Below are 23,840 nucleotides of genomic sequence, written 5' to 3'. Positions count from 1 at the left end.
AAAGTCGCAGCCCGCGCAGCGAAGCGAGCAGGACCGTCTTTCGGAGGTCCTCCCGGCTGGGGCTTTGTGAGTGTGCTCCGCGGTAGCAACTGCGCACGGTTGAGCGGCTGGAGCTTTGGAAGTGCCCACCGCAGCCATCCTCGCCCGGCCAGCAACCACACAACTCTAATCGTACCAACTAGCACACACGATGTGATAGCTGATTCAGCAGTCCCGCTATGACATAAAACGGCGTGAGACGCGTTCTACGACACCCTCGATTATAACCAACCGACCGGACCACGTCCGACGTGTCTCGCGCCATCGTCGACCGATCCGCAGACAACCGACGACGGCACATAGAGCCGCCTGTTCAGGCGGTCTCGCCGACGAACTCGTCGGCCCCCTCGTAGAACCAGTAGCCGGCCTCGCGCATCACGCGGCCGAGTTCCTGGTGGAACTCGACGAAGTCCGCGAACTCCTCCTGCTCGACGTTCTCGAATATCTCCTCGACGGAGACGACCGTCTCGTAGTCGATCCGGACCGGATGGTCGCCGTACTGCTCGACGTACTCGCTCGCCGACAGCGGGAAGTCCTCGTCCTCGTCGATCTTCTTTGCGAGCACCGCGTGCCCGTACTTCCGTCTGCCCTCGCTCCCCTCCTCGCCGTCGGGGTCGTGTGGCCAGTCCATACCGGGAAATTCGCCGGATCGGGGATAGTGGTTTCGGATGCGGCGGGGGGGAACGCGGCCGCGCCCCCGACCGCACAAGACACTTCACGCCGGTCCGCGTGTCCCGCGACATGCGCCGCAGGGCCCTCCTCGCGTCCGCGGCCGCCGTCTCGACCGCCTCGCTCGCGGGGTGTCCCACCCCGCCGTGGGGGGAGGTGCCCGAGAACGTCGACGGCGCCGACGTGACGTTCCACCGCGAGTACGACGGCGAGCCGCCGGGACCGGACAACGGACCGATGGACGCCGCCGAACTGCGTCGGCACCTCGACGAGGCCCCGCCGCGGTTGGTCGTCGCAGGATGGATCCTCGACGGGGCTCGGCGGTGTTTCCGGGCCGCGCTGCTCGAGGCGGCACTCGAAGAGGGCATCCTCCGCCTCCGGATCGAGGCCGAGGCCGAACCCGACTGGGAGGGCGACGGGTGTCCGGACGTCGCGCAGACGCACCCGTACTCCGTCACCGTCGCGTTCTCGGAGGCGCCCGTCCCGGACCGTGTCGGCGTCCGCCACGGCGACGAGACGGTACTCGACGAGACGGTGTAGCGGTCAGTCGTCCGCGGCGGCGGGGTCGTCGTCCGCGGAGGCTCCCTCGTCGCTCGCGGGCTCGATCTCGACTTCTATCTCCGCGGCGGCGGCCTTGTACTCGGGGATCTTGGCGCGCTCGTCGAGCACGTCGTTGGTGAGCCGGTTCGCGGAGGCGGCCGCGAAGTGCGGCGTGGTCCAGACGACGCCCTCCTTGATGTCCTCGGTGACGTCGGCCCTGACGGTGATCTCCCCGCGCCGAGACCTGAGCGTCACGTAGTCACCGTCTTCGATCCCGTAACGCTCGGCGTCGTTCGGGTGGACATCGACGAAGTTCTCGGGCTGCTGACGCGACAGCGTCGGGGAGCGTCGGCTCATCGTCCCGGTGTTGTAGTGCTCTTCGAGCCGCGCGGTGGTGAGCACGAGCGGGTACTCCTCGTCGGGCGTCTCCTTCGGCTCCTGGTGGACGACGCCCTCGATCCGGCCCAGGCCGTCCTCGGTCTCGAAGGCGTCCTCGTAGAGGAACTGGTCGCCCTCGTCGCCCTCCTCGTAGCAGGGCCAGTGGAGCCCCGTCTCGCCGAGGGCGTCGTACGTCATCCCGTGCATGATCGGACACACCTCCCGCAGCTCCTCGAACACCTCCTCGGGGGCGTCGAAGTCGAACCCCTCATCAAACAGCCGGGTGCCGACCTCACAGAGGATCTCGAGGTCGTGTTTCGTGTTCTCGTGGACCTTGTGGACGCCGCGCATGCGCTGGACGCGGCGGTCGGTGTTGGTGACGGTGCCGTCGCGCTCGGCCCACGTCGTCGCCGGCAGCACGACGTCCGCGAGCTCGGCGGTCTCCGTCATGAAGATGTCCTGGACCACCAGGAACTCGAGGTCCTCGCGGAACCGCCGTTCGGTCGCGTTGCCGTCGGGCTCGCTCATGATCGGGTTCTCGCCCATGACGTACAGCCCGTGGACGCTGTCGCCGATCGCGTGGGATATCTCGACGTTCGTCAGCCCGGGCTCGTCGGGGATCTCGAAGCCCCACACCTCCTCGACGCTTTCTCTCGCGTCGTCGTCGTCGACGAGCTGGTACCCCGGGAGGACGTTCGGCATCGCGCCCACGTCGCAGGTGCCCTGGACGTTGTTCTGCCCGCGCAGCGGGTTCACGCCGGTCCCGGGCCGGCCGAGGTTCCCGGTGACCAGCGCGAGGTTGATCTCGTTTTGCACGTTGTCGACGCCGCAGGTGTGCTGGCTCATCCCCATCCCGGTGAAGATAGCGGCGTTGTTCGCCATCGCGTACTTCTCGGCGGCGAGCTCGATGTCCTCGAGCGCGACGCCGCACTCCGCGGCGGCGGCCGCCTTGTCGAAGTCTGCGAGCGTCTCCTGCAGGTGTTCGAACCCCTCCGTGCGCTCCTCGACGAACGCCTCGTCGATCCAGCCCGCGTCGGGCTCCGCCTCGTGGCGCTCGAGGATCGTCTTGAGGACGACGTTCAAAAGCGGAATGTCGGTGCCCGGCTCCAGCTGCAGGTGCATGTGACGCTCGGTCCCCTCGATATCGAACGACCGCGTCGTCTTGTTCGCGTGCGGGTCGACCTGGACGACCGTCGCTCCCTCTAAGACGGCCTGCCGGAAGTACTGGCTGTTGGCGATCGGGTGCTGCTCGCCGGGATTCGCGCCCTGGATCCACAACACGTCGGCCGCCGCCTCGAGGTCGGCCATGCTGTTGGTCATCGCGCCCATCCCGAGGCTGGTCCGCAGCGCCCAGACGGTGGAGGCGTGACACATCCGGGTGCAGTTGTCGACCTGGTTGGTGCCGTACCGGCGCGCGAGCTTCTGGATGAGGTAGTTCTCCTCGTTGAACGTCTTCGAGGAGCCGAAGAACCCCATCCCGTCGGGGCCGTGCGCCTCACGGATCGACTCCATCTCGGCGACGATCCGGTCGTACGCCTCCGCCCAGGTCGCCTCGCGGAACTCGCCGTCCTTCCGAATGAGCGGGTCCGTCAGCCGGTCCTCGTGGTCGACGACCTCCGTCGCCGCGCCGCCTTTGATACAGATGCTCCCCTCGTTGACGGGAGCGTCGGCCCAGGGCATGAACCGCATTTCGCCGGGCTCGTCGCCCTCCCGAACCTGGATCCCGCACCCGACTCCGCAGTACGGACAGATCGTCTTCACCGGATCGCTCGCTTCGCCCGGCTCACTCGACATCGGTTTCACCGCCGTCGTGTGTGCCCATACCACACGATCTATCGTTATTGACGCATGAGTGTATCGGTGGCACCGCCGTCGGGTCCCGCCGACGTTTCAGGTCATCACTAATTTTTACGGGCGGATTCGAAACGGATTATACTACCCGGCGGCAGACGGTGGTATGTCACGCTACGACGACGACCGCGAAACCGTCGGACGAGCACGCGGGCACCGGCGCGTCGGTCGCCGCAGGGTCCTGGCCGCGCTCAGCGCGGGCGGGACGGCCGGTCTCGCCGGATGTGGGGCCCTCGATCCGGGGTTCGCCGTCGGCTCCGATGACGACGGCGATATCGGTGCCGACGGCGACGGACCGTTTCCGCTCGCCGTCCGGTTCCAGGTCAACGGGGACAACGACGACCGCGTGCGGGCGGTCGAGCGCATCGCGGCGTCGATGGAGCGGACCGGCTACTTCGACGTCCGCGTCGAGACCCGCGCGTGGGAGGCGCACGTCGACCGCGTCCTCGACCCGGCGGCCGACGACGAGGGGGCGATTCCCTCTCTCGGCGTGTCGGGAACGTCCGATCCCGACGACTTCTGTCGACCGCTCAACCACACTGCCGGCGCCGACGGGTGTTGCAACGCGACGGGCGCCGGCGACGCCGCCCTCGACGACCTGATCGACGCGGCGCGGTTCACCCCGGACGCGGCCGCGGACGAGACGCGCCGGGCCGAGCGGTACGACGCGGTCTGGCGCGCGCTCGCGGATCGGCGGTACAGTTCGGTGACCCACTTCGACGTCCAGACGGCCGTCACCGGTCCCGCCGTCCACGGGTTCGACGTGTGGCCGTTCCCCGAGGGGCTGTACCGGCACGCCGCGTTCGACCCGGCGGCGGAGCGAGTCGCGTGGATCGACCGGACGGACGACGAGACGGAGACGTCCGGCGGAGCCGATACCGGCCCCGCCGACCGCGTCGAGGGCGGAACGCTCCGCGGCGTCGTCGCCGCGCCGATCGCCTCGTTCGACCCTACCCGCGGCGTCGACACCGCCTCGCGGCTGGCGCAGTCCCTCCTCTTCGAGCCGCTCGCCGCGACCGGCCGCCGGGGGACCGTCCGACCGTGGCTCGCGCGCGATATCGACCTTCTCGACGTCGCCGACGTCGACCGGGGAGCGTACGCCGAACACATGCGCGAGGTCGACGCCGACGAGGTCGACACGCCCGGCGACGCCGCGCGTGTCGTCGTCCGCCATCCCGACGACGACCCGGAGACGGACGACCGCGTCCGCGTGCTGTTCGCGTCGGACGCGGCGGCGGCGGCCGCGGACGGGACGTACGGGATGCGCTACCGGTGTTCGCTCCGCGAGGGAGTCACCTTCCACGACGGGCGCGAACTCACGGCCGAGGACGTCGTCGCGACGTACCGCCGCGGCGCGCGCTCGCCGGCGATGCCGGAGATCGCCGACACCCTGCTGGCAGCGGTCGCCGTGGACGAGTACGCCGTCGACCTGTACGCGCAGGTACCGGACGCAGCGGCCCTCCAGACCCTGTCGCGCCTTCCCGTCCTCTCGGCCGCACAGATCGAAACGGTCGACCGTACCGACGCCGGCGCGGCTCGTGAGATCGACCCTCGCGCCGGCGTCTCCCCCGTCGGCACGGGACCGTTCGCGCTTTCGTCGTTCGAGGACGGGCGATCCGCCGCGTACGACGCCGTCGACGAGTACTGGGTCCGGAAGCAAGGCGTCGACGCGATCGAGTGGTTCGACGGAGGCGAGTCGTTTCCGGACGGCCCCGTCGTCGATCGGATCGAACTCGACGTCCTCGTCGACGCCGCCGATCGGGTCGCGGCCCTGCGCGACGGGACCGTCGACGTCGCCTACGGGCTGTCGCCCGCCGACCTCGTCGCGTTCGACGACGACGAGGACTTCCGCGTCCACCGAACGGAGACGGGCGGGTACGAGTGTGTGCAGTACCCCGTGGACGTCGCGCCGTGGGACGACCCGCGGCTTCGGCGGGCGGTCAATCACCTGATTCCGCGGCGGGCGATCGCCGCGGCGGCGGCCGGCGGATTCGCGCGGCCGGCGTGGACGCCGCTCCCGGCGGTCGCCCGCGGCCCGGGGACCGCCGACGCCGACGCCCTCGACGCGGCGGTCCGCCCCGCGAACGAGTACGACCCGGACCGCGCCGTCGAGCTGCTGGAACGGGTCGCGGCGGACGCGTGACCGCGAGCCACAAGGTCATTACCCGTGGACGACGAGGGTCGGGCCGATGACCATCGGCGACCAGTTCGAGCGGGCCGCCCGGTACGACGTCGACGAGGAAGCCGTGTGTGCGGCGCTCGCGGATCGGCGCGCTGGCGCAGACGGGAGGCCGGTGGAGAGGACTCCCGCGGACGGATCTCCCGCGGACGAGGCGGTCGCGGCCGGGGCAGCCGAGGCGGACAACGACGCGGACGCGGCGCCGACCGACCCCCCAGAGCCGAGCCCCGCCCGCGTCGTCGCCGACGCCGACGTGCTCGCGGCCGACCTCCTCGCGGGCGGCGCGTCTCGCGAGGCGCTCGACGGGCTGCGCTCGCACTCGTGGACGACGCTCGTCGCCAGCGATCCGCTGCTGGCCGACGCCGAGGCTGTCGTCGCAGCGCTCGCCGACGCGACCTCGCGGCCGACTGGCGCGCCGTCGTCGAGCGGTGGCGCGACCCGGTCGTCCACCCGGCCGGCGACCACCCGGCGCTGGGGTCCGCCTACCGCGGCGGCGCGATGCACGTCGTGAGTCTCGACGAGTCGCTCACGAGCGCGCGGGCGGCCGTCGGTCTCCGAGACCGCTTCCCCGTGAGCGTCCGGGAGCCGCGCGCGTTCGCGACGGTGTTCTCGCCGGCGGCGCTCTACCCGGACGTCGTCGGCGGCGAGTACCCCGGCCCGGACCGCGATCCCCGATCCCTCGCCGGGAACCATCACGGATAAACCGACACCGCCCCGACCGGTGGACATGACCGACCCGGACGGAGTCTCCGCCGTCGACGCCGACGCGGACGTCCCCGCCCTCCCGGCCGACCTCGACGCGGTCCGCGACGCGCTGATCGGGTGGTACGAGGACGACCACCGGGAGTTCCCGTGGCGCCGGACGGACGACCCGTACGCGGTCCTCGTCAGCGAGGTGATGAGCCAGCAGACGCAGCTCGACCGCGTCGTCGCCGCCTGGGAGGACTTCCTCGACGAGTGGCCGACCGCCGCCGACCTCGCCGCCGCCGACCGCGCCGACGTGGTCGCCTTCTGGTCGGACCACTCGCTCGGGTACAACAACCGCGCGAAGTACCTCCACGAGGCCGCCAAACAGGTCGAGACGGAGTACGACGGCGAGTTCCCCGACTCTCCCGACGAGCTCCGGGAACTGATGGGCGTCGGCCCGTACACCGCCAACGCGGTGGCGTCGTTCGCGTTCGACAACGGCGACGCGGTCGTCGACACCAACGTGAAGCGGGTGCTCTACCGCGCGTTCGAAGAGATACGTACTGCGGACGATCCCGACTACGAGACCGTCGCGAACGCGCTCATGCCCGAGGGAGAATCACGGGTGTGGAACAACGCGGTCATGGAACTCGGCGGAGTCGCGTGCCAGAAGACGCCTCGGTGTGACGAGGAAGGATGCCCGTGGCGCGAGTGGTGTCACGCCTACCAGACGGGCGACTTTACCGCGCCCGACGTGCCAACGCAGCCGAGTTTCGAAGGGAGCCGTCGGCAGTTTCGCGGGCGAATTGTTCGGGTACTTGGCGAACACGACGAGATGACCCTCGACGATCTCGGACACCGGATTCGTGTGGACTACGATCCGGACGGTGAACACGGACGTGAATGGCTCCGTGAGCTCCTTTCGGATTTGGCTGAGGATGGGTTAGTGGCGGTTGAGAAGGCCGGAGGGAACACAATCGCTCGCCTTCGAAGATAGCGGTTCCCGCGTACGAACCGACCGTGGGCTTTCTGGATTCTCCGTCACGGTGTCTGACAGCTCGGAGTCGTCGTAACGATCAGTCACGGCTCACGATGAATTGCGTGATAATACGGTCTACACCGCGTCGAATCGTTTCGCTGGCACTCGATTTGTCCACGCCGAGTACGTCTGACAGCTCAGCGAGAGTGCACTCCCGTGGTACCTCGAAGTAGCCACGGCGGTGTGCGACCGTCAGGTATTTTCGTTGTCGGTCAGTCAACAAGGTATCCTGCTCATCAGTGTGGACGAGCGTCAGTAGGTCGTACTGGCGTCCGGTATCGTCGAGTGCTGTGCCGAACGCTTCGAACTGGTCCTGTGTCGCAGTCAGGGCAAATTCCATCTCCCCGTCTTCGACGGTGATCGGGAACTCGGGCGGGAGCGAGGAGTCCCAGAGGAATTCGTAGAGGCTCTTCTCGTCGGCCTCGTACTGCCCGATGGCTCGCTGGTCGTCGATGTACAACTGGTCGTACGCGGAGATGTCTGCGTGGCCTCGGACGGCATCGGTGACCTGCTTCGGGTTCTCGGCCCGCACTTCACCGAGTTCGAGCGCACGACTGCCCTTCGGCACACCGGTGAGTAACCGGAACGTCGCGCCTGGAAACGATCGTGATACCTCGCTGACCCAGATATCCTCGGACAGGACCATGCGGAAGCGCGCACGAATCATGTTCATCTCCCATAGATCGATTCCGCTCTTTGCGTTACTGGTCTCGGAACGAAAACGCGCCTCGTCCGTTATGCCCGAACTCACAGTCAAAATCCACCGATTCTCCTGTCTTCGGGAGATCACGGCGGATGCGTTGGGTCCTCTGGACCGTGACCCGACGCTAACCGATCAGTCGCCGTCGTCCGTTGCTCCTTTGCAGGGTTAATTTCGGTGTCGTCGCACGCGGCAAGCCCGTGTGCGGGCATATTGTTGTACACCGTCTCGTACTCTCCCTCGCTCACCAGATACGTTTCGTGCCAGATCCCGACAGCAGCATCCGCTTTGGTTCCGTGCTGGTAGTATTCCTGCCAGGCCGGGTAATGTAACCGGTCACCATCGCGGGCATACGCTCGCAACGACTCGAACGACTCCCAGTACTGAACGAACCCAATATGGCGAACTCCCGGCCCCAGCACCGTTCGACTACCCAACAATCCCGATTCCGGATTATCCATGAGTTCACGGACCATCCGCGGCGCAACGAGCAGTAAGGGGAGCCACCGGTGTATCTTCCAGAACGCGTTGATCCGCATCCCAATGTGAAAAACCACGAACTCGTCGTCACGTTCTGCGGTTACTTTCTGTTCACGGACCTCGCCGGTACTGCACTCCTGTTGTGACATCACACTCAGCATCATCGAGATATCTCTTGTCGATTATCCCAACATGTTGGGCCAGGTTCGCTTACCGAACCCGTTCTGGCTCTGTTGAAGTTCCATCTTTCAGACATGAGATGGGCTGAAACAGCCGGTCGCTGCAGACTACTAGTGGGACGATGAGAACGGTGTCGTTGCTGGCCGGGCGAGGGGGACTGCGGTGAGCACTTCCAAAGCCCCAGTCCGAAGGAGGAGGAGGCCGTAGGCGATGCAAGCAGCGTGGCGCGACGCGTCACGGGCAGCCGGCGGCTCTACTGCCGGCGACGCCACCGCACCGCCGGGAGTATGATGCGTGATCGGCAAGCCCGTCGGTCGACCGGTCCTCGACCCCTTTAAGCTTACCTGGGACGACCAACCGCCATGAGCAACGAGCGGATCGCCGTCCTCGCTCACGAGAAGTTTCCCGACCGCGCGAAGACCGCACTCGGCGTGATACGCTACGGCGACCAAGACGTGCGGGCGGTCCTCGACCGCGACCGCGCCGGCGACCGGGTACGGGACCACGTCCCCGACGTCGACGACGCGCCGATCGTCGCGTCGTTCGCGGACGCGTACGCGGCCGCCGACGGCGACCTCGACGCCCTCTACATCGGGATCGCGCCCATCGGCGGGGGGTTCGACGAGTCGTGGCGGAGCGACGTGCGCGCCGCGATCGAGGCGGGCTGTGACGTGGTGAGCGGGCTCCACTACTTCCTCGACGACGACGAGGCGTTGGCCGCGCTCGCCGACGAGCACGGGGTCGAACTCCGCGACGTGCGCGAGCCCGACGACGACCTCACGGTCGCGACGGGCGGGTCCCGCGACGTCGACGCCGACGTCGTGCTCACCGTCGGCACGGACTGCTCGGTCGGGAAGATGACCGCCTCGCTGGAGATCGTCGCGGCCGCCCGCGAGCGGGGGATCGACGCCGCCTTCGTCCCGACCGGCCAGACCGGGATCATGATCGCGGGGTGGGGGAACCCGATCGACCGCGTCGTCTCGGACTTCGCCGCCGGCGCGGTCGAGGAGATGCTCGTCGAGGTCGGCGACGACCACGACCTCCTCGTCGTGGAGGGGCAGGGGAGCATCCTCCACCCCGCCTACTCGGCGGTCACCTGCGGCATCCTCCACGGCGCGATGCCCGACGGGCTCGTGCTCTGTCACGCCGCGGGCCGCGAGGCGATCCACGGCTACGAGTCGTTCGACATCGCGCCCGTCGACGAGTACGTCGACTGCTACGAGGGGCTCGCCGACCCGATCCACGAGACCGCCGTCGTCGCCGGCGCGGTCAACACGAAGGACCTCGCGGACGACGACGCGGCCGCCGCGGCGGTCTCCGAGTTCGCCGACGCCGCCGGCGTCCCCGCGACCGATCCGGTGCGGCACGGCGCCGACCGGATCGTCGAGGCGCTCCTCGACGCGGGGCTCGGGGCCGAATGACGCTCGACGCCGCGTTCGAGCGGATCTCGATGCCGCTCGAGAACCCGTTCACCATCGCGCGGGGGACACAGACCGCCGCCGAGAACGTGATCGTCCGGATCACGGACGAGGCCGGGACGACCGGGGTCGGCGGGGCGGCGCCTGCGCCCCGCTACGGCGAGACCGCGGAGACGGTCGCGGCGGTCCTGCCGGACCTGCTCGACGTGGTCGAGCGCGTCGGCGACCCGCACGCGCTCCACGCGGTCGAAGCCGAGATGGCCGGGGTGGTGAACGACAACCCGGCCGCCCGCGCGGCCGTCTCGATCGCGGTCCACGACCTCGCCGCCAAGCGGCTCGGCGTTCCCCTCCACCGGCTGTGGGGGCTCGACGCGGCGGCGGCGCCGGCGACCTCCTTCACGATCGGGCTGGACGACACCGACCGCGTGCGCGAGAAGGCGGCCGCGGCGGTCGAGGCCGGCTATCCGATACTCAAGCTCAAGCTCGGCACCGACCGGGACCGCGAGCTGGTCGCGGCGGTCCGCGAGGCCGCGCCCGACGCCCGGCTCCGCGTCGACGCCAACGAGGCGTGGACGCCGCGGGAGGCCGTCCGGAAGAGCGAGTGGCTCGCCGACCACGGCGTGGAGTTCGTCGAGCAGCCCGTTCCCGCCAAGGACCCCGAGGGGCTCCGGTTCGCCTACGAGCGCTCCGCGCTCCCGATCGCGGCCGACGAGTCGTGCGTCACGCTCACGGACGTCTCCGCGATCGCCGACCGCTGTGACATCGCGAACCTGAAGCTGATGAAGACCGGCGGCCTCCTCGAGGCGAGGCGCATGATCGCCGCCGCGCGCGCCCACGGGCTGGAGGTGATGTGCGGCTGCATGATCGAGTCGAACGCGTCGATCGCCGCCGCCGCCCAGCTCGCCCCGCTGCTCGATTACGCCGACCTCGACGGGTCGCTGCTGCTCGCCGAGGACCCGTACGACGGCGTCGACCTGACGGGCGGCGAGATCCGGCTCGCTGAACGTGATCTGGCCGGAACCGGCGCGCGACCGTCGTGATCCGGCGACGAGGGGCGCCCAATCGGCCGCTCAGTCGTCCGCACGCTCGTCGCGGAGCAACGACCCCTCGTCGTCGCGCAACACGAAGGGACCGATAGAGAGCGTCCGCTTGGTGACGGTGACGATTCGGAGCACGTAGGACAGAAGCAGCGCGAACGGAGCGATCGCGACGGTCGCGGCGCCGGCGACGAGGAGCAGCGCGTGGTCGACGCCGAGCGTCGCCGTCGTGACATCCCGCGGGTCGAGGAACGCGAGCGCCGAGATCGCCGCCGCCAGCGCGGGCACGGAGACGACGAGCAGCGCCCGCGAGAGGTTCGAGAGCTCCCACTGGAAGTACAGCGTCTTGACGTGCTCGCGGGCGGGCCCGAACAGTTCCAACAGCTCCAAGAGCCGGTCGAGCTCCGATCGCGCCGCCTCGGGGAGCCGGTCGCCGTCCCGCCCGCGGAGCAGCTGTCCGTCGTGGAGCTTCCGCGAGTAGTTGTACTCCAGCGCGGCCGAGAGCGCGCCGAACGTGCCGAACTCTGCGCCGGCCAGGCGGTCGGCGACCGCGTCGGCGTCGCCGGCGACCGCCTCGACGTAGGCGTCGATCCCCGCCCGGTCGTCGTCCGTGAGATCGCCGTCCGTCCCCGTCTCCACCGCGCTCGACAGATCGAGCGCCCGATCGCGGATCCCCTCGACGAGCGCGCGGAGGAACGCCGCCGGCTCCGCGGGCGTCGCCGGTCGGTCGAGTGCATCCGCGACGTCCTCGCGGAACCGCAACGCGCCGTCCATGCGCTCGCGCTGGTCTCCCACCGCCCCGAGTTCCTGCGAGAGGATCAGCTGCGAGAGCGTCAACACGATGGTCACGCCCGTGATCGTCGACCCGATGAGCGCGTTGAAGATCGTCTCGCTCGGGTCCCCGCGCGCCAGCAGCCTGCCGGCCGGAACTGGATGGAGCGCGCCGGCGGCGACGACGGCGCAGAACACGACGGCGAGGATCCCCGCCGCGACCAGCCGGCGGTCGGCTCCGAGCAGGACCCGCGAGACGAGCCGCCCCTGATCGAGGCGCTGCTCCATCCCGTCTGCGGGACCGCCGGCGTCGTCATCGTCAGCGTCATCACCGTCAGCGTCGTCACCGGTGACCGACTCGCCGACCTCGGTGCTCACGTACTGTCGCCGTTCTCGTCGCGGATTTCTTCGAGCTCGCTTTCGACCTCCGCGTCGGTCACCGCGCCGTCTCCGTCGGTCGTCGAACCGTCGCCGTCGGCCGCGGTTCCATCGATCTCAGTCTCGAGGTCGTCCAGCTCGGCGTCGATCTCCTCGTCGGTGCTCTCGGCCTCGGTCTCGCTATCGGCGTCGGCCTTGCCGAGTTCGCCCTTGAGCGTCTCCAGCTCGGCGTCGACCTCGCTGTCGGTCGAGAGCTCCTCCAGCTCGCGGTCGATGTTGTCCTTGTCCGAGAGCGCGTCCTCGAACGCGCCCGAGTCCTCCAACTCGTCCATGGCCTCCGCACGCGCCTCCATCTCTTCGGTGCGCTCCTCGGCACGTTCGATCGAGCGGCTCACGTCCTCCATCTCGTCGCCGACGCCGGTCATCGCCTCCGAGACGCGCGAGGACGCCTCCGCGGCCTCGTAGCGCGCCTTCATCGTCTCCTTTTTGGTCCGGAACTCCTCGATCCGGTTCTGGAGCGTGTTCTTCTTCTCGACGAGCTGCTCTTGCGTCTGGTTCAGATCGGCGATCTGGCCCTCCAGCTCCTCGATCTGGTTCATCTTCGACTTCTTTTTCTCCAGCGCCTTCCGCGCGAGGTCGTCGCGGTCCTGCTGGACCGCCTCGCGGGCCTGGCGGTTGTGCTTCTCGACGTTCTCTTCCAGCTTGCGCTTTTGAATCTCCAGGCGCTTCTTCTGGGTCGTGAGGTCGGCGATCCCCTGTTTGACGTCCTGGAGCTCGTCGCGCATCTGCTCGTACGAGTAGTCGAGCGACTCCGTCGGGTCCTCGGCCCGGTTGAGGAGGGCGTTCACCTTCGAGCGGATGACGTAGGAGGCACGCGAGAGGATTCCCATACCCGTCATACACGCTCCACCCGTTAAAACCTCATGTGGTTCGATCCTGTGTTCTGGCGGTGAGACCCCCGGATCGCCCTCGTTCGCTCGGCACGGCGAGGGGCCTCTCGGTCGCTCGGCGATATCGGCCCCCCTCGCGCCGTCGGTTCCTGAAGATTTATTCGGTGCGTTGTTCTCGTCTCGGCCATGGACATCGGCGTACTGACGGTTCCACTCGGCGACGAATCGATCGACGACGCGGTCGCGTACCTCGCCGACATCGGCGTCGACGCCGTCGAACTCGGCGTCGGCGGCTGGCCCGGAGCGGACCACGTCGACCGCGAGGCGCTGCTCGGCGACGACGAGGCGCAGGCGGCGCTCCGCGACCTGCTCGACGGCCACGGTCTCCGGATCTCCGCGCTCGCGACGCACAACAACCCGCTTCACCCCGACGAGGAGCGCGCGGCTGCGGCCGACCGCGAGCTCCGAGAGGCCGTCGAGCTGGCCGACCAGCTCGGCGTCGACACGGTGACCTGCTTCTCCGGGCTTCCCGGCGGTGCGCCCGGGGACTCGACGCCGAACTGGATCACGGCGCCGTGGCCGACCGAGCACGCCGAGGCGCTGGAGTACCAGTGGGAGCGGGTGGCGGTTCCCTACTGGAGCGATCTGGCGGCACACGCCGACGACCACGGCGTCGACGTCGCGATCGAGATGCACCCGAACATGCTCGTCTACGAGCCGACCGGCATGGTCGCGCTCCGCGAGGCGACGAACGAGCGGATCGGAGCGAACTTCGACCCGTCGCACCTCTACTGGCAGGGAATCGACGTGCCGGAGGCGATCCGGTTCCTCGGGGAGCACGACGCGATCCACCACGTCCACGCCAAGGACACGAAGGTGTACGAAGCCGAGAGCCGGGTGAAAGGCGTCCTCGACACGACCGACTACACCGAGGAGGCGGACCGCTCGTGGCTGTTCCGGTCGATCGGCTACGGCCACGGCGAGGCCCACTGGAAAGACGTCGTCTCGACGCTCCGGATGGTCGGCTACGAGGGCGCGCTCTCGATCGAACACGAGGACTCGCTCACCTCCGGACGCGAGGGGTTAGAGAAGGCCGTGGACGTGCTCGATCGGGCCGTCTTCGAGACGCGACCCGGCGACGCCTACTGGGCGGAGTGAGACGGAGGATCCGATCATGACACAGGAACCACTACAGGTCGGCGTACTGGGGTACCGGTTCATGGGCAAGGCGCACGCGAACGCGCTGGCGCGGCTTCCGATGTTCTTCCCGGACGCTCCCGCGATCGAGCGCCACACGCTCGTCGGACGGGACGAGGGAGCCCTCGCGGACGCCGCCGAGCGGCTCGGCTTCGCGCACACGGCGACCGACTGGGAGGCGGCGATAGACGAGGTGGACGTCTTCTATAACCTCGGCCCGAACCACGTCCACGCGGAGCCGTCGATCGCCGCGTTAGCGGCTGGCGTGCCCGTGCTCTGTGAGAAACCGCTGGCGCCGACGCTCTCCGAAGCCGAGGCGATGCGCGACGCGGCCGCCGACGCGGACGTGCCCGCGGGCACCGCGTTCAACTATCGGTTCGTCCCCGCGATCCAATACGCGAAGGGACTGATCGAGGACGGCGAGCTCGGCGAGGTCCGGCAGGTCCGTGGGCGGTACCTCCAGGACTGGCTCGCCGATCCCGAGGCGCCGTGGGCGTGGCGGCTGGACGCCGACATGGCGGGCTCCGGCGCGCTCGGCGACCTGGGCGCGCACACGATCGACCTCGCGAACTTCCTCGTCGGCGACGCGGTCGGCGGCGTCGCCCGCGTCTCCGGGCACCTGCGGACGTTCGTCGACGAGCGTCCCGTCTACGCCGACGACGGCAGTGACGACGGCGACGGCGACAACAGCGACGGTGACGCCACAGTCGAGGAGTACCGCGACGTGACCGTCGACGACGCCTACACCGCGCAGGTCGCCTACGAGTCGGGCGCGGTGGGAAACTTCGAGGCCACTCGCTTCGCGACCGGCCACAAGAACGACCACACGATCGAGATTCACGGCTCGGCGGGGAGTCTGCGGTTCTCTCTGGAACGGCTCAACGAATTGGAGGTGCTCCGAGCGGGGAACCGCGGCTACGAGACGGTGCTCGTCACCGACGAGTCGGACCCCTACGTCGACCGCTGGTGGCCCCCCGGACACGTCCTCGGCTGGGAGCACACCTTCGTCCACGAGAGCTACGAGTTCCTCTCGGCGGTCGCCGAGGGTGAGGCGTTCTCGCCGTCGTTCGCGGAGGGGTACGCGGTCCAGCGCGTCCTCGACGCGATCGAGCGGTCCGACGAGCGCGGGGAGTGGGTGTCCGTCGGGTGAGGCGGCTGCCCGTCGGAGTCGACGCGGTCAGCGGTCCGGCTCGTCGGAGTCCTCCGCCAGCGACCCGGCCCGTCGGAGTCCGCCGCCAGCGACCCGGCCGCCGGTCAGACAGCGGTGGCGCCGAGCGGGTCCCGACCGGATCGCCCCTCGCTCCATTTAGCGACCGCCGAGTCCTCGCCGTCGTAGCTTCCGAGCGTCTCGCGCGTGTCGAAGGCGACGGGCTCCCAGACCACGTCGAACTGCTCGTTGCCAGTCGCGTTGGGGACGGTCACGCGGTCGCCCGGTCGGACGACCCCGTCTCCGGGCCACCTGCCGAACTGGACGTCCCCGTCAGGGTCCTCGCCGCGGACGTGGAGCTCCTCGGCCGGGACGGGGTCCGGTCCCAGGGCCACGACGACGAGGTCACCGTCCGCCTGCTGGGCCTCGAACTCCGCATCCGGGGGCGCGACGCCCTCGATGAACCCGAACATCGCGGCGCCGACCGTCGCCAAGAGCAGCACCACGATCCCGACGAGGAGACCGGTTCCGGCCATCGGCGTGAATCCCCTGTCGTCGTTCCGGAAGGCGCTCATTCGCTCCGACCTCCGCGGCGGCGAGTATAAGCGTTTCCGCGCAGATTATCGGAGTCGATACTCGAAGGGGTTCGGGACCGCCGACGGGGATCGGAACCCCGTTATGCGGCCCGTTCGAAGGGAGGGACGTGACCTCGTGGATCGACGAGCCGACCGGCGGCCGCGCCCGCGGCCCCCGCGGGCTGGTCGGCGCGTGGTGGGCGGCGCTCGTCAGCCCGCGGCGCCTCTTCGCGAACGGCGTCTCGGCGGGCGACCAGGCGCTCGCGCTCACGTTCGCCGTCACGGTCGCCGGGACGTTCACGCTGGGGTGGATGGCCGCCGACCCGAGCGCGGTTCCGAATATCGTGGAGTCGGTCCCCGTCTCGGCGCTCGTCGCTCTGCTCGTGGTGGTCGCGTTGGGCGCGCCGGTGGGGCTGCACCTGACGGCCGCGGTCGCGACGGTGTCGGTGCTGGTCGCTTGCCTGGAGTTCGACGACGGCGTCGAGGTCCGCGACCGCGGCGGCGTGAGCGAGACCGTCCAGGTCGTCGCGTACGCCAGCGCGCCGATGGCGCTCGCCGGGCCCCCCGGTGCCCGCGGTGCGAGTCGTCTGCGGCGCGTACGCCACGGCCCTGCTCCTGATCGGCCTCCGGACCGTGCACGGGACGAGCCCGATACGGACGCTCGTCGCCGGGCTCCCGCCCGCGGTTCTCGGGTACGGCGTCGGGTACCGGGTGATCGCGTCGGTCCGGCCCGTGCTGTTCGGGTGACGACGGTCGAAAGATCGACGCGCGCCGGTTCGGGTCGGCTCAAGCCGCGCCGCACTCGTCGGCTGTCAGCCGGCTTTCGACAACCGTTTTAGGCCTGAGCCGCTCGGTGTACTCAAATGGGATCTTGCATCATCTGTGGCGTTGACGTCGACGGTGGCGGTCGCATCTGCGACTCACACCAGGAAGACGCCGTGTTCGACTTCCGCGGCGACTCGCCGAACCAGCTCGTCCCCGGCCGGTTCTACCGCGGCGTCGTCGACGGCTACGCCGAGTTCGGCGTCTTCGTCGACCTCGCCCCGGGCGTCACCGGCCTCCTCCATCGGTCCGAGATCGACCAGCGGCTCGACAGCCTCGAGTGGGAGCCCGGCGACGAGGTGTGCGTCCAGGTGACCGGCGTGCGCGACAACGGGAACGTCGACCTCGGCTGGTCGATCCGGCAGGCCGACCGCGAGTTCCGCGGCGCGCTCGTCCAGGACGGCGACACCGAGTACCTCCCCGACGAGCCGGACGAGGAGGCGGAGAGCACAGACGCGGACGACGAGAGCGAAGACGCAGAAGACGCAGAAGACGAGGAGGTCGCAGCGAGCGAACCCTCCCACGAGCCGCCCGAGGCGGACGCGGACGCCGAACCCGGCGAGACCGTCGAGGCCACCGACGCGGCCGAGGTCGAATCCGAAGCGAGCGAGACGGTCGAAGTCGAATCCAAGGAACCAGAACCGACCGAGACGGTCGAGGACGATACCGCGGAACCCGAATCGACCGAGTCGGTCGAGGACGATACCGCGGAACCCGAAGCGACCGAGTCGGTCGAAGCCGACACTGCCACCACGCCGGCGGACGCGGACGATTCGGCGCCCGAGCGGGTCGAGGTCGGTTCGCTCGGCGGCGCGGTCGACGACGAGGTGCGGATCGAAGGCGAGGTCGTCGGCGTCCGACAGACCGGCGGGCCGACGGTCTTCGAGGTCCGCGACGAGACCGGAGTCGTCGACGTCGCGGCGTTCGTCGAGCCGGGCGTCCGCGCGTACCCGAGCGTCGAGGTCGGCGACGTCGTGCGGGTCGACGGGACGGTCGAGAGCCACCGCGGCGACGTGCAGGTCGAGGCCGAGGCGCTCGTCCTCCTCGAGGACGAAGCGGCCGAGACGGTCCGCCGCCGACTCGCCGAGGCGCTCACCGCCGAGGCGCGTCCCGACGGCCTCCAGCCGCTCGCGGGCGACGAGGTGGTCGCGGCGCTCGCCGACGGGCTGCTCGACGCCGCCGAGGCGGTCCGCCGGGCCGTCCTCGAGTCGCGACCGATCGTGGTCCGCCACCCGGCGACCGCCGACGGCTACGTCGCGGGCGCCGCGGTCGAGCGCGCCGTCCTCCCGCTGATCCGCGACGAACACGCCAAGAGCGACGCGGAGTATCACTACTTCACCCGTCGACCGCTCGACGACCCGGTGTACGGGATGGACGCGGCGACGAACGACGCGACGCGCATGCTCCAGGACCGCGACCGCCACGACGAGAAGCTGCCGCTGTTCCTGCTCGTCGGCACCGGCTCCACCGTCGAGTCGGCCGACGGGATCGACCTGCTGTCGGTGTACGGCGTCGATGCGGTCGTCGTCGACGCCGCCGTCGCGGACGCCGAGACGCGCGAGGCGGTCGACACGCTCGTCTCGCCGGAGCTGGCGTCGGTCGACGACGACCTCTCGACGGGGGCGCTCGCCGCGTCGCTGGGGTCTGCGATAAACGACGAGGTCCGCGCGGACCTCCGTCACCTCCCGGCGGTGAGCTACTGGGCGGACACGCCCGACCGCTACGTCGACCTCGCGCGCGAGGCGGGGTACGACCGCGAGCGCGTCGCGGAGCTCCGGGAGGCGGTCGCCCTGGAGGCGTACTACCAGTCGTACCAGGACAAACGCGAACTGGTCGCCGACCTGCTGTTCGAGGACGGCGGTAACCTCGCGGCGCACGTCTCCGAGCAGTTCCGGGAGAAGCTGGAGACGGAGATCGAGACCGCGACCGCCAACCTCGTCGTCGAGGCGGTCGACGGGATCGAGTTCGGTATCCTGGACACCGACGGCTACACCCACCGGTACGACTTTCCGCCGACGCCGCTGCTTCTGGACGACCTCCACCGCCGGGAGGCGAACGGCGAGGCGTACGCGACGGTCGGAATCGGGACGGACGAGCTGTACGTGCGCACGACCGGCGAGGTCTCGATCCGGGCGGTCGCCGACCGGGCGGCCGAACTCGCCCCCGGGGCCGACGTCGCCACCGCTGGCGTCCGGGAGGGGAAGATCGAGTTCCTCGCGGGCGAGCGGGAGGCCGTCGAGAACGCGGTCGTCACCGCCGTCGCCGAACAGTTCTGAGGCGCGCGCGTTGCGTTCGCTGCGATCCGACCGGGCGGCGTCGGGTCATCGCCGCGTGAACGGTCCCGGCGGGAGAACGAGGTCGTCGAGTTCGTCCCGCCGCTTCACGTTGAAGACGACCTTCAGCTCGTCGCTCAGGGGGTAGCCGCTACACGACAGACGGAACCCGCGCTCGGCGAGGTCGTCGGGCATGATGTGGTCGGTGGGCTGTGAGATCTCCCCCTCGACGAGGTAGACGGCGCAGTTCGCGCAGGCGCCGCCGCGACACGAGAACGGCCACCCGAACCCTCGGTTCTCGGCCGCCTCGAGCAGGCTCTCGTCGGGCTGGACCAGCAGGCGGCCGTGTTCGGTCTCGCCGAGGTCGGCGTGGGACGCCTTCCGGAACAGGTCGTCGTCGTCGAGCGACCACCCGTAGTCGGTGAGGACCTCGTAATCGAGGAACTCGACGCGGATTGGATCGACCTCGGCGGCCTCCCCGTCCTCGGTCAGGTCGATGTCGGCGGTGGTCCCGTCGCCGGGCGCGTCGTCGCCCGTTCCGTTCCGGTCGCGCTCGTCGAGCTCGCGGTAGGCGCGCCTGACGAGCTGGAACGCCTCGACCGTCCCGCCCTGGTCCGGGTGCGTCTCTTTCACGCGCTCGCGGTACGCCCGCTCGATGGCCGCCTCGTCGGCGTCCTCGTCGACGTCCAACACCTCGAACGGCGAGACCATTCGGTGTCGGGCCGTAGGTGCGTGAGACACATAAACGTCTCACAAGCCGGCAGTCGGGACGCGCAGACGGCGCGGTCGCCTTCGACCACTTATATACGTCTCGGTCGGAAAGCGTGAGCCGATGACCCCGCTCGAGATCGCGCTCAGACTGGTCGCGGGCGTGCTCTTGATCCTGGCGAACGGGTTCTTCGTGGCGATCGAGTTCGCGCTGACCCGCGCCCGACAGTTCACCGAGGAGGAGTTCGTCGACGGCAACCCGGCGCTCGAACGGGCGTGGGAGATGACGAACGATCTCGAACTCTACCTGACGACCTGCCAGGTGGGGATCACCGCGTCCAGCATCGCGGTCGGGATCGTGGCGGAGCCCGCGCTGGCGCTCCTCTTCGAGCCGTTCTTCGCCGGGACGGCGCTCGCGTCGATCGGCGCGGGCGGTCTCATCGCGTTCGGCATCATCAACCTCCTCCACCTCACGCACGGCGAGCAGACGCCGACCTACCTCGGCGTCGAGCGCTCCCGGATGGTGGCCCGGTACGGAGCGACGCCGCTCTACTGGTTCAACTGGCTCATCTCCCCGATCATCTCGCTCGGTGACGGGGTCGCCAAGGGGACGCTCAGGCTGTTCGGCATCGAGATGACCGGCGCGTGGCTCGAGACCGAAGAGGACGTGATCGAGTCGCGCGCGCAGCTCAGGAACCGCCTCGGTTCGCTGCTCGAGGAGGGCGAGGTGCCGGACGAGCGCCGCGACGAGGTCCTCAACGCACTCGACGTCGGCGAGATCCCGGTCAGCGAGATCATGGTTCCGGCCGGGGAGATCGTCGCGCTCTCGACGACCGCGACCCCCGAGGAGAACTTCGACCGGATCCGGGAGACGCCCCACACCCGATTCCCGCTCGTCGGCGAGGACCTGACCGACTTCCGCGGGATCGTCTACGCCCCGTCCATCGTCGACCACTTCGAGGAACTGCGGGACGGCGACGTCGCGTTCGCCGACATCGCGGCGCCGCCGATGACGGTCGCCGCGGAGACGAACGTCAGCGACGCCTTCGACCGCTTCCAGGCGGAAGACCAGGAGCTCGCGCTCGTCCTCCGCGACGGCGACGTCGTCGGGCTCATCACCGCGACCGACGCGCTCGAAGCGGTCATGGGCGAACTCGAGGACCCGCTCGACCGACGGACGTCGAACTGAGTTGACGGTCGTCGAAGCGTTCGCGACCGGTGCCGCCGTCGCGGTCAGTGGTCTTCGTCGGTCGCTACCTCAGTCGTCGCCGTCGTCGGGGATCGGGGGGTCGTCGGCGCTCTCACCCGACTCGGTGCTCGTCGTTCTGCCGTCTGCGTTGACGGTGATCACGGTGCAGTTGAGTTCGCCGCGGAGGAACGCGTCGATGTCGGGGTCGGAGAGCAGCTTCTGGACCATGCGCCGCCAGCGTCCGGCCTGTTTCGAGCCGATGACGACGACGTCGGCGCCCTCTGCGACGATCTCCTCGAGGATCGTCTCCTCGACGAGGAAGCCCCGGCGGACGACGTACCGCGCGCGGTCGAGTCGCCCGATCCGCTCCTCGACGGCGCGTTTGAGGTCACTGCGAGAGACGCCGCCCGAGTTCTGGTAGAGGTCGACGTGGAGGACGGTGAGGTCTGCGTCCCGCTGTTCGGCGACGCGAGCGGCCTCGCGCAGGGTCGCCTCGGAGTGCGACGACGGAGGGAACCGAACCGGGACCACGACGAGGGTCATACGTCCACGGTCACGGCCGGGGCGTAAATACGCTGTCGGTGCGGGAGCGCGGGGCGTGGCCGACGCGGCTACGCCCGGCCGTGAGTGTCAGGGACCATCTCGGTCGCAGGCGTCGGGGACACTTCGGGACATCTTCGACCGCAGGCGTCGGAGATGTCCCGCCTGCCGTCGTCAGCGATCAGGGGTCTCAGCGCGCTCCGGTCCCGTCGATCCGTCCTCGATCTTCCCGTTCCGACGGTCACGTTTCCGCGCGTCGGGGTCGCGTTCGGCGGGGTCGCCGTGGCCGCCGCCGCCGGGAGTCCGGACCGTCACGGTCGCGCCAGCGTCGACGTCGATCGACGCCTTCGCGGGGACCGGCTCGCCGTCGACGCGGTTCTCGCCGACCGCCCCGTCCTCGCCGCCGTCGAGGCCCGCGGGAGCGGTCCGCCGGCGGTCGGTCAGAAGCGAGACGGTCGCGGCGGTCTCGACGGTCACCGTCCGTTCGAGTCCGAGTCCGCCGCGGTACCGCCCGTCGCCGCCGCTGCCCGGGCGGAGCGCGTACCGTTCCACGCGGAGTGGGTACTCGGTCTCTAACGCCTCCACCGGGGTGTTGAGGGTGTTCGTCATGCCGACCTGGACGCCGTCCATCCCGTCCTTGTCGGGGCGCGCACCGAACCCGCCGCCGATCGTCTCGTAGTAGGTGAACTCGCCGGCCCGGTCGCCGACGATCAGGTTGTTCATGGTCCCCTGCCCGCCCGCCGGGATCCGGTCTGGAACCGCCTCGGCCAGCGCGGCGAGCGTCACGTCGGTGACGCGCTGGCTCGTCTCGACGTTGCCGCCGACGACCGCCGCCGGGGGACGGGGGTCGAGCAGCGACCCCGCGGGCGCCGACACCGACACCGGCTCGTAACACCCGTGGTTCGGGGGAATCTCCGGGTCGGTGACCGCGCGCACGACGAAGTACACCGCACTCTTGGTCACCGACAGCGGCGCGTTGAGGTTCCCCGCGACCTGATCTGCCGTCCCCGCGAAGTCGACGTCGATCGCCGCGCCGTCGAGCGTGACGGCCACCCGGATCGGGACGTCGTCGTCGGTGACGCCGTCGCCTTCGAGCACGTCGCGCGCGCGGTACGTCCCGTCCGGCAGGCCGGCGAGTTCGGTCTCGACGCGCTCGCGCGAGTAGTCGATCACCGCGTCGAAGGCGTCGAGCAGACGCGGACCGTGCTCGTCCAACAGCTCGCCGACGCGCTGTTCGCCGCGCGCGTTCGCGGCCCGCTGGGCCCGTAGGTCCGCCATCCGCTCGTTCGGCGTCCGGACGTTGGCGCGGATCAGCTCGTGGACCGCCTCGTTCGGCTCACCCCCGTCGACGAGCCGGACCGCCGGCAGCCGGAGCCCCTCCTCGTAGACCTCGCGGGCGCCCGGCGGCATGCTCCCCGGCGCGCTGCCGCCGACGTCGGCGTGGTGCGCCCGCGACACCGCGTAGCCGACGACCTCGTCGGCTGGCGCGATCGGCGACACGAGCGTGACGTCCGGCAGGTGCGTCCCGCCGACGAACGGGTCGTTGACGACGAAGACGTCGCCCGGCCCGGGGTCCTTCTCCAGGACCGCCTCGACCGCGTCCGGCATCGCGCCGAGGTGGACCGGGATGTGCTCCGCCTGCGCGACCATCCGGCCCGCGGCGTCGAAGAGCGCGGTCGAGCAGTCCTGTCGCTCCTTGATGTTCGGCGAGTACGCCCCCCGGATGAGTACGTGTCCCATCTCGGCCGCGGCGCTCTCCAGCTGGTTTCGGAGGATCTCCAGGGTGACCGGGTCGATATCGTCGCTCACGCGGCGGTCACCTCCGCGATCAGCGCGCCGTCGTCACGCACGCGAGCGTCCCACCCCGGCGGCACGACGGCCGTGCTCTCGTCCTGCTCGACGATCGCCGGGCCCTCGAGCGTCCGCCCGACGGACAGCCGCCGGCGCTCGTACACGGGGCGCCTCGCGGGTGTCGTCCGCGAACGTCGCCGCGCGAGTTCCCGTCTGCGGGTCGCCGTCGGCGGCAGCGTACGCGACCGCGGGCGCTCCCGCGGTACCGTCGCCGTCACGCGGCAGGTGACGAGCTGCACCGGCTCGTCGGCCCGGTAGCCGTACGCGCTCTCGTGTGCGTCGGCGAACCGTTCGCGCGTCGC

At 69.8% G+C, this 23,840-nt stretch carries 19 protein-coding genes and 3 pseudogenes; 11 read left to right on the top strand and 11 right to left on the bottom strand.

All coding sequences use genetic code 11. The features are described from left to right. Positions 1-352: 352 nt before the first annotated feature. Entirely contained in the window at positions 353-670 is a 318-nt protein-coding gene (locus tag GJ633_RS03935) for a DUF5785 family protein (protein ID WP_156587352.1), read from the bottom strand. A gap of 110 nt (positions 671-780) precedes the next feature. Here GJ633_RS03935 and GJ633_RS03930 point away from each other — a divergent pair, with 110 nt between their 5' ends. After that, a complete protein-coding gene (locus GJ633_RS03930; RefSeq protein ID WP_156587350.1) occupies positions 781-1,248 on the top strand; it encodes a hypothetical protein in 468 nt (155 codons plus the stop codon). A 3-nt stretch (positions 1,249-1,251) separates the two neighbouring features. Here the strand turns inward: GJ633_RS03930 and fdhF are convergent, their stop codons facing one another. Further along, complete coding sequence (fdhF, locus tag GJ633_RS03925) at positions 1,252-3,420, bottom strand: formate dehydrogenase subunit alpha (RefSeq protein ID WP_156587348.1); 2,169 nt, start codon at positions 3,418-3,420, stop codon at positions 1,252-1,254. Between the two features lie 163 nt (positions 3,421-3,583). Here fdhF and GJ633_RS03920 point away from each other — a divergent pair, with 163 nt between their 5' ends. The 3 genes and pseudogenes from GJ633_RS03920 (at position 3,584) to GJ633_RS03910 (ending at position 7,340) form a co-directional block, all read left to right on the top strand. Then, positions 3,584-5,620, top strand: a complete 2,037-nt coding sequence (locus tag GJ633_RS03920) for an ABC transporter substrate-binding protein (RefSeq protein ID WP_156587346.1) — start codon at positions 3,584-3,586, stop codon at positions 5,618-5,620. 46 nt (positions 5,621-5,666) lie between these two features. Further along, positions 5,667-6,358 (top strand): annotated as a pseudogene (locus GJ633_RS03915) (hypothetical protein). A gap of 25 nt (positions 6,359-6,383) precedes the next feature. After that, entirely contained in the window at positions 6,384-7,340 is a 957-nt protein-coding gene (locus tag GJ633_RS03910) for an A/G-specific adenine glycosylase (protein WP_156587344.1), read from the top strand. A 79-nt stretch (positions 7,341-7,419) separates the two neighbouring features. Here the strand turns inward: GJ633_RS03910 and GJ633_RS18200 are convergent, their stop codons facing one another. Continuing rightward, positions 7,420-8,172 (bottom strand): helix-turn-helix domain-containing protein, encoded by a 753-nt coding sequence (locus GJ633_RS18200; RefSeq protein ID WP_197431223.1) that lies wholly within the window; start codon positions 8,170-8,172, stop codon positions 7,420-7,422. After that, on the bottom strand, positions 8,169-8,711 hold the full coding sequence (locus GJ633_RS03900; protein WP_156587342.1) for a DUF4188 domain-containing protein: 543 nt from the start codon (positions 8,709-8,711) through the stop codon (positions 8,169-8,171). Before GJ633_RS03900 ends, GJ633_RS18200 begins: the two co-directional genes overlap by 4 nt. A gap of 393 nt (positions 8,712-9,104) precedes the next feature. Here GJ633_RS03900 and GJ633_RS03895 point away from each other — a divergent pair, with 393 nt between their 5' ends. Beyond that, positions 9,105-10,163 carry a DUF1611 domain-containing protein gene (locus GJ633_RS03895; protein ID WP_156587340.1) on the top strand — a complete coding sequence of 353 codons (1,059 nt, stop codon included), beginning with the start codon at positions 9,105-9,107 and terminating at the stop codon, positions 10,161-10,163. After that, positions 10,160-11,200 carry a dipeptide epimerase gene (locus GJ633_RS03890; RefSeq protein WP_156587338.1) on the top strand — a complete coding sequence of 347 codons (1,041 nt, stop codon included), beginning with the start codon at positions 10,160-10,162 and terminating at the stop codon, positions 11,198-11,200. Before GJ633_RS03895 ends, GJ633_RS03890 begins: the two co-directional genes overlap by 4 nt. A gap of 30 nt (positions 11,201-11,230) precedes the next feature. Here GJ633_RS03890 and GJ633_RS03885 read toward each other — a convergent pair whose 3' ends face one another. Continuing rightward, positions 11,231-12,256, bottom strand: a complete 1,026-nt coding sequence (locus GJ633_RS03885) for a hypothetical protein (RefSeq protein WP_156587356.1) — start codon at positions 12,254-12,256, stop codon at positions 11,231-11,233. Between the two features lie 86 nt (positions 12,257-12,342). Further along, positions 12,343-13,236, bottom strand: coding sequence for a PspA/IM30 family protein (locus GJ633_RS03880; protein WP_156587336.1), 894 nt, complete (start codon positions 13,234-13,236; stop codon positions 12,343-12,345). A 186-nt stretch (positions 13,237-13,422) separates the two neighbouring features. Here GJ633_RS03880 and GJ633_RS03875 point away from each other — a divergent pair, with 186 nt between their 5' ends. After that, positions 13,423-14,394 (top strand): sugar phosphate isomerase/epimerase, encoded by a 972-nt coding sequence (locus GJ633_RS03875; RefSeq protein WP_156587334.1) that lies wholly within the window; start codon positions 13,423-13,425, stop codon positions 14,392-14,394. 16 nt (positions 14,395-14,410) lie between these two features. Further along, the gene (locus tag GJ633_RS03870) at positions 14,411-15,583 is read left to right on the top strand and encodes a Gfo/Idh/MocA family protein (protein ID WP_156587332.1); all 1,173 of its coding nucleotides are present in this window, start codon (positions 14,411-14,413) and stop codon (positions 15,581-15,583) included. Between the two features lie 104 nt (positions 15,584-15,687). Here the strand turns inward: GJ633_RS03870 and GJ633_RS03865 are convergent, their stop codons facing one another. Beyond that, positions 15,688-16,155, bottom strand: a complete 468-nt coding sequence (locus GJ633_RS03865) for a type IV pilin (protein ID WP_156587330.1) — start codon at positions 16,153-16,155, stop codon at positions 15,688-15,690. A 128-nt stretch (positions 16,156-16,283) separates the two neighbouring features. On the opposite strand from GJ633_RS03865, the pseudogene GJ633_RS03860 reads away from it, so the two are divergent. Then, positions 16,284-16,902: pseudogene (locus GJ633_RS03860) on the top strand (YIP1 family protein). A 116-nt stretch (positions 16,903-17,018) separates the two neighbouring features. After that, positions 17,019-19,253, top strand: coding sequence for an OB-fold nucleic acid binding domain-containing protein (locus GJ633_RS03855; RefSeq protein WP_156587328.1), 2,235 nt, complete (start codon positions 17,019-17,021; stop codon positions 19,251-19,253). A 45-nt stretch (positions 19,254-19,298) separates the two neighbouring features. Here GJ633_RS03855 and fer read toward each other — a convergent pair whose 3' ends face one another. Beyond that, positions 19,299-19,961 carry a ferredoxin Fer gene (gene fer, locus GJ633_RS03850; RefSeq protein WP_156587326.1) on the bottom strand — a complete coding sequence of 221 codons (663 nt, stop codon included), beginning with the start codon at positions 19,959-19,961 and terminating at the stop codon, positions 19,299-19,301. Positions 19,962-20,082: 121 nt separating this feature from the next. On the opposite strand from fer, the gene GJ633_RS03845 reads away from it, so the two are divergent. Continuing rightward, complete coding sequence (locus GJ633_RS03845) at positions 20,083-21,147, top strand: hemolysin family protein (RefSeq protein ID WP_156587324.1); 1,065 nt, start codon at positions 20,083-20,085, stop codon at positions 21,145-21,147. 69 nt (positions 21,148-21,216) lie between these two features. On the opposite strand, the gene GJ633_RS03840 is transcribed toward GJ633_RS03845, so the two are convergent. From GJ633_RS03840 to GJ633_RS16985, 3 genes and pseudogenes are all read right to left on the bottom strand, one after another. Next, positions 21,217-21,690: a universal stress protein gene (locus GJ633_RS03840; protein ID WP_156587321.1), complete on the bottom strand. Its 474-nt coding sequence runs from the start codon at positions 21,688-21,690 to the stop codon at positions 21,217-21,219. Between the two features lie 171 nt (positions 21,691-21,861). Continuing rightward, complete coding sequence (locus GJ633_RS03835; RefSeq protein ID WP_321168899.1) at positions 21,862-23,496, bottom strand: hydantoinase B/oxoprolinase family protein; 1,635 nt, start codon at positions 23,494-23,496, stop codon at positions 21,862-21,864. Then, positions 23,493-23,840: pseudogene (locus GJ633_RS16985) on the bottom strand (hydantoinase/oxoprolinase family protein); the annotation flags it as partial. The gene GJ633_RS03835 and the pseudogene GJ633_RS16985, both read right to left, overlap by 4 nt.

The organism is Halorubrum sp. CBA1125 (assembly GCF_009742825.1).
Classification (GTDB): domain Archaea; phylum Halobacteriota; class Halobacteria; order Halobacteriales; family Haloferacaceae; genus Halorubrum.
Note: the sequence above shows the minus strand (reverse complement) of the source record. Positions and strands in the feature narration are given on the sequence as shown.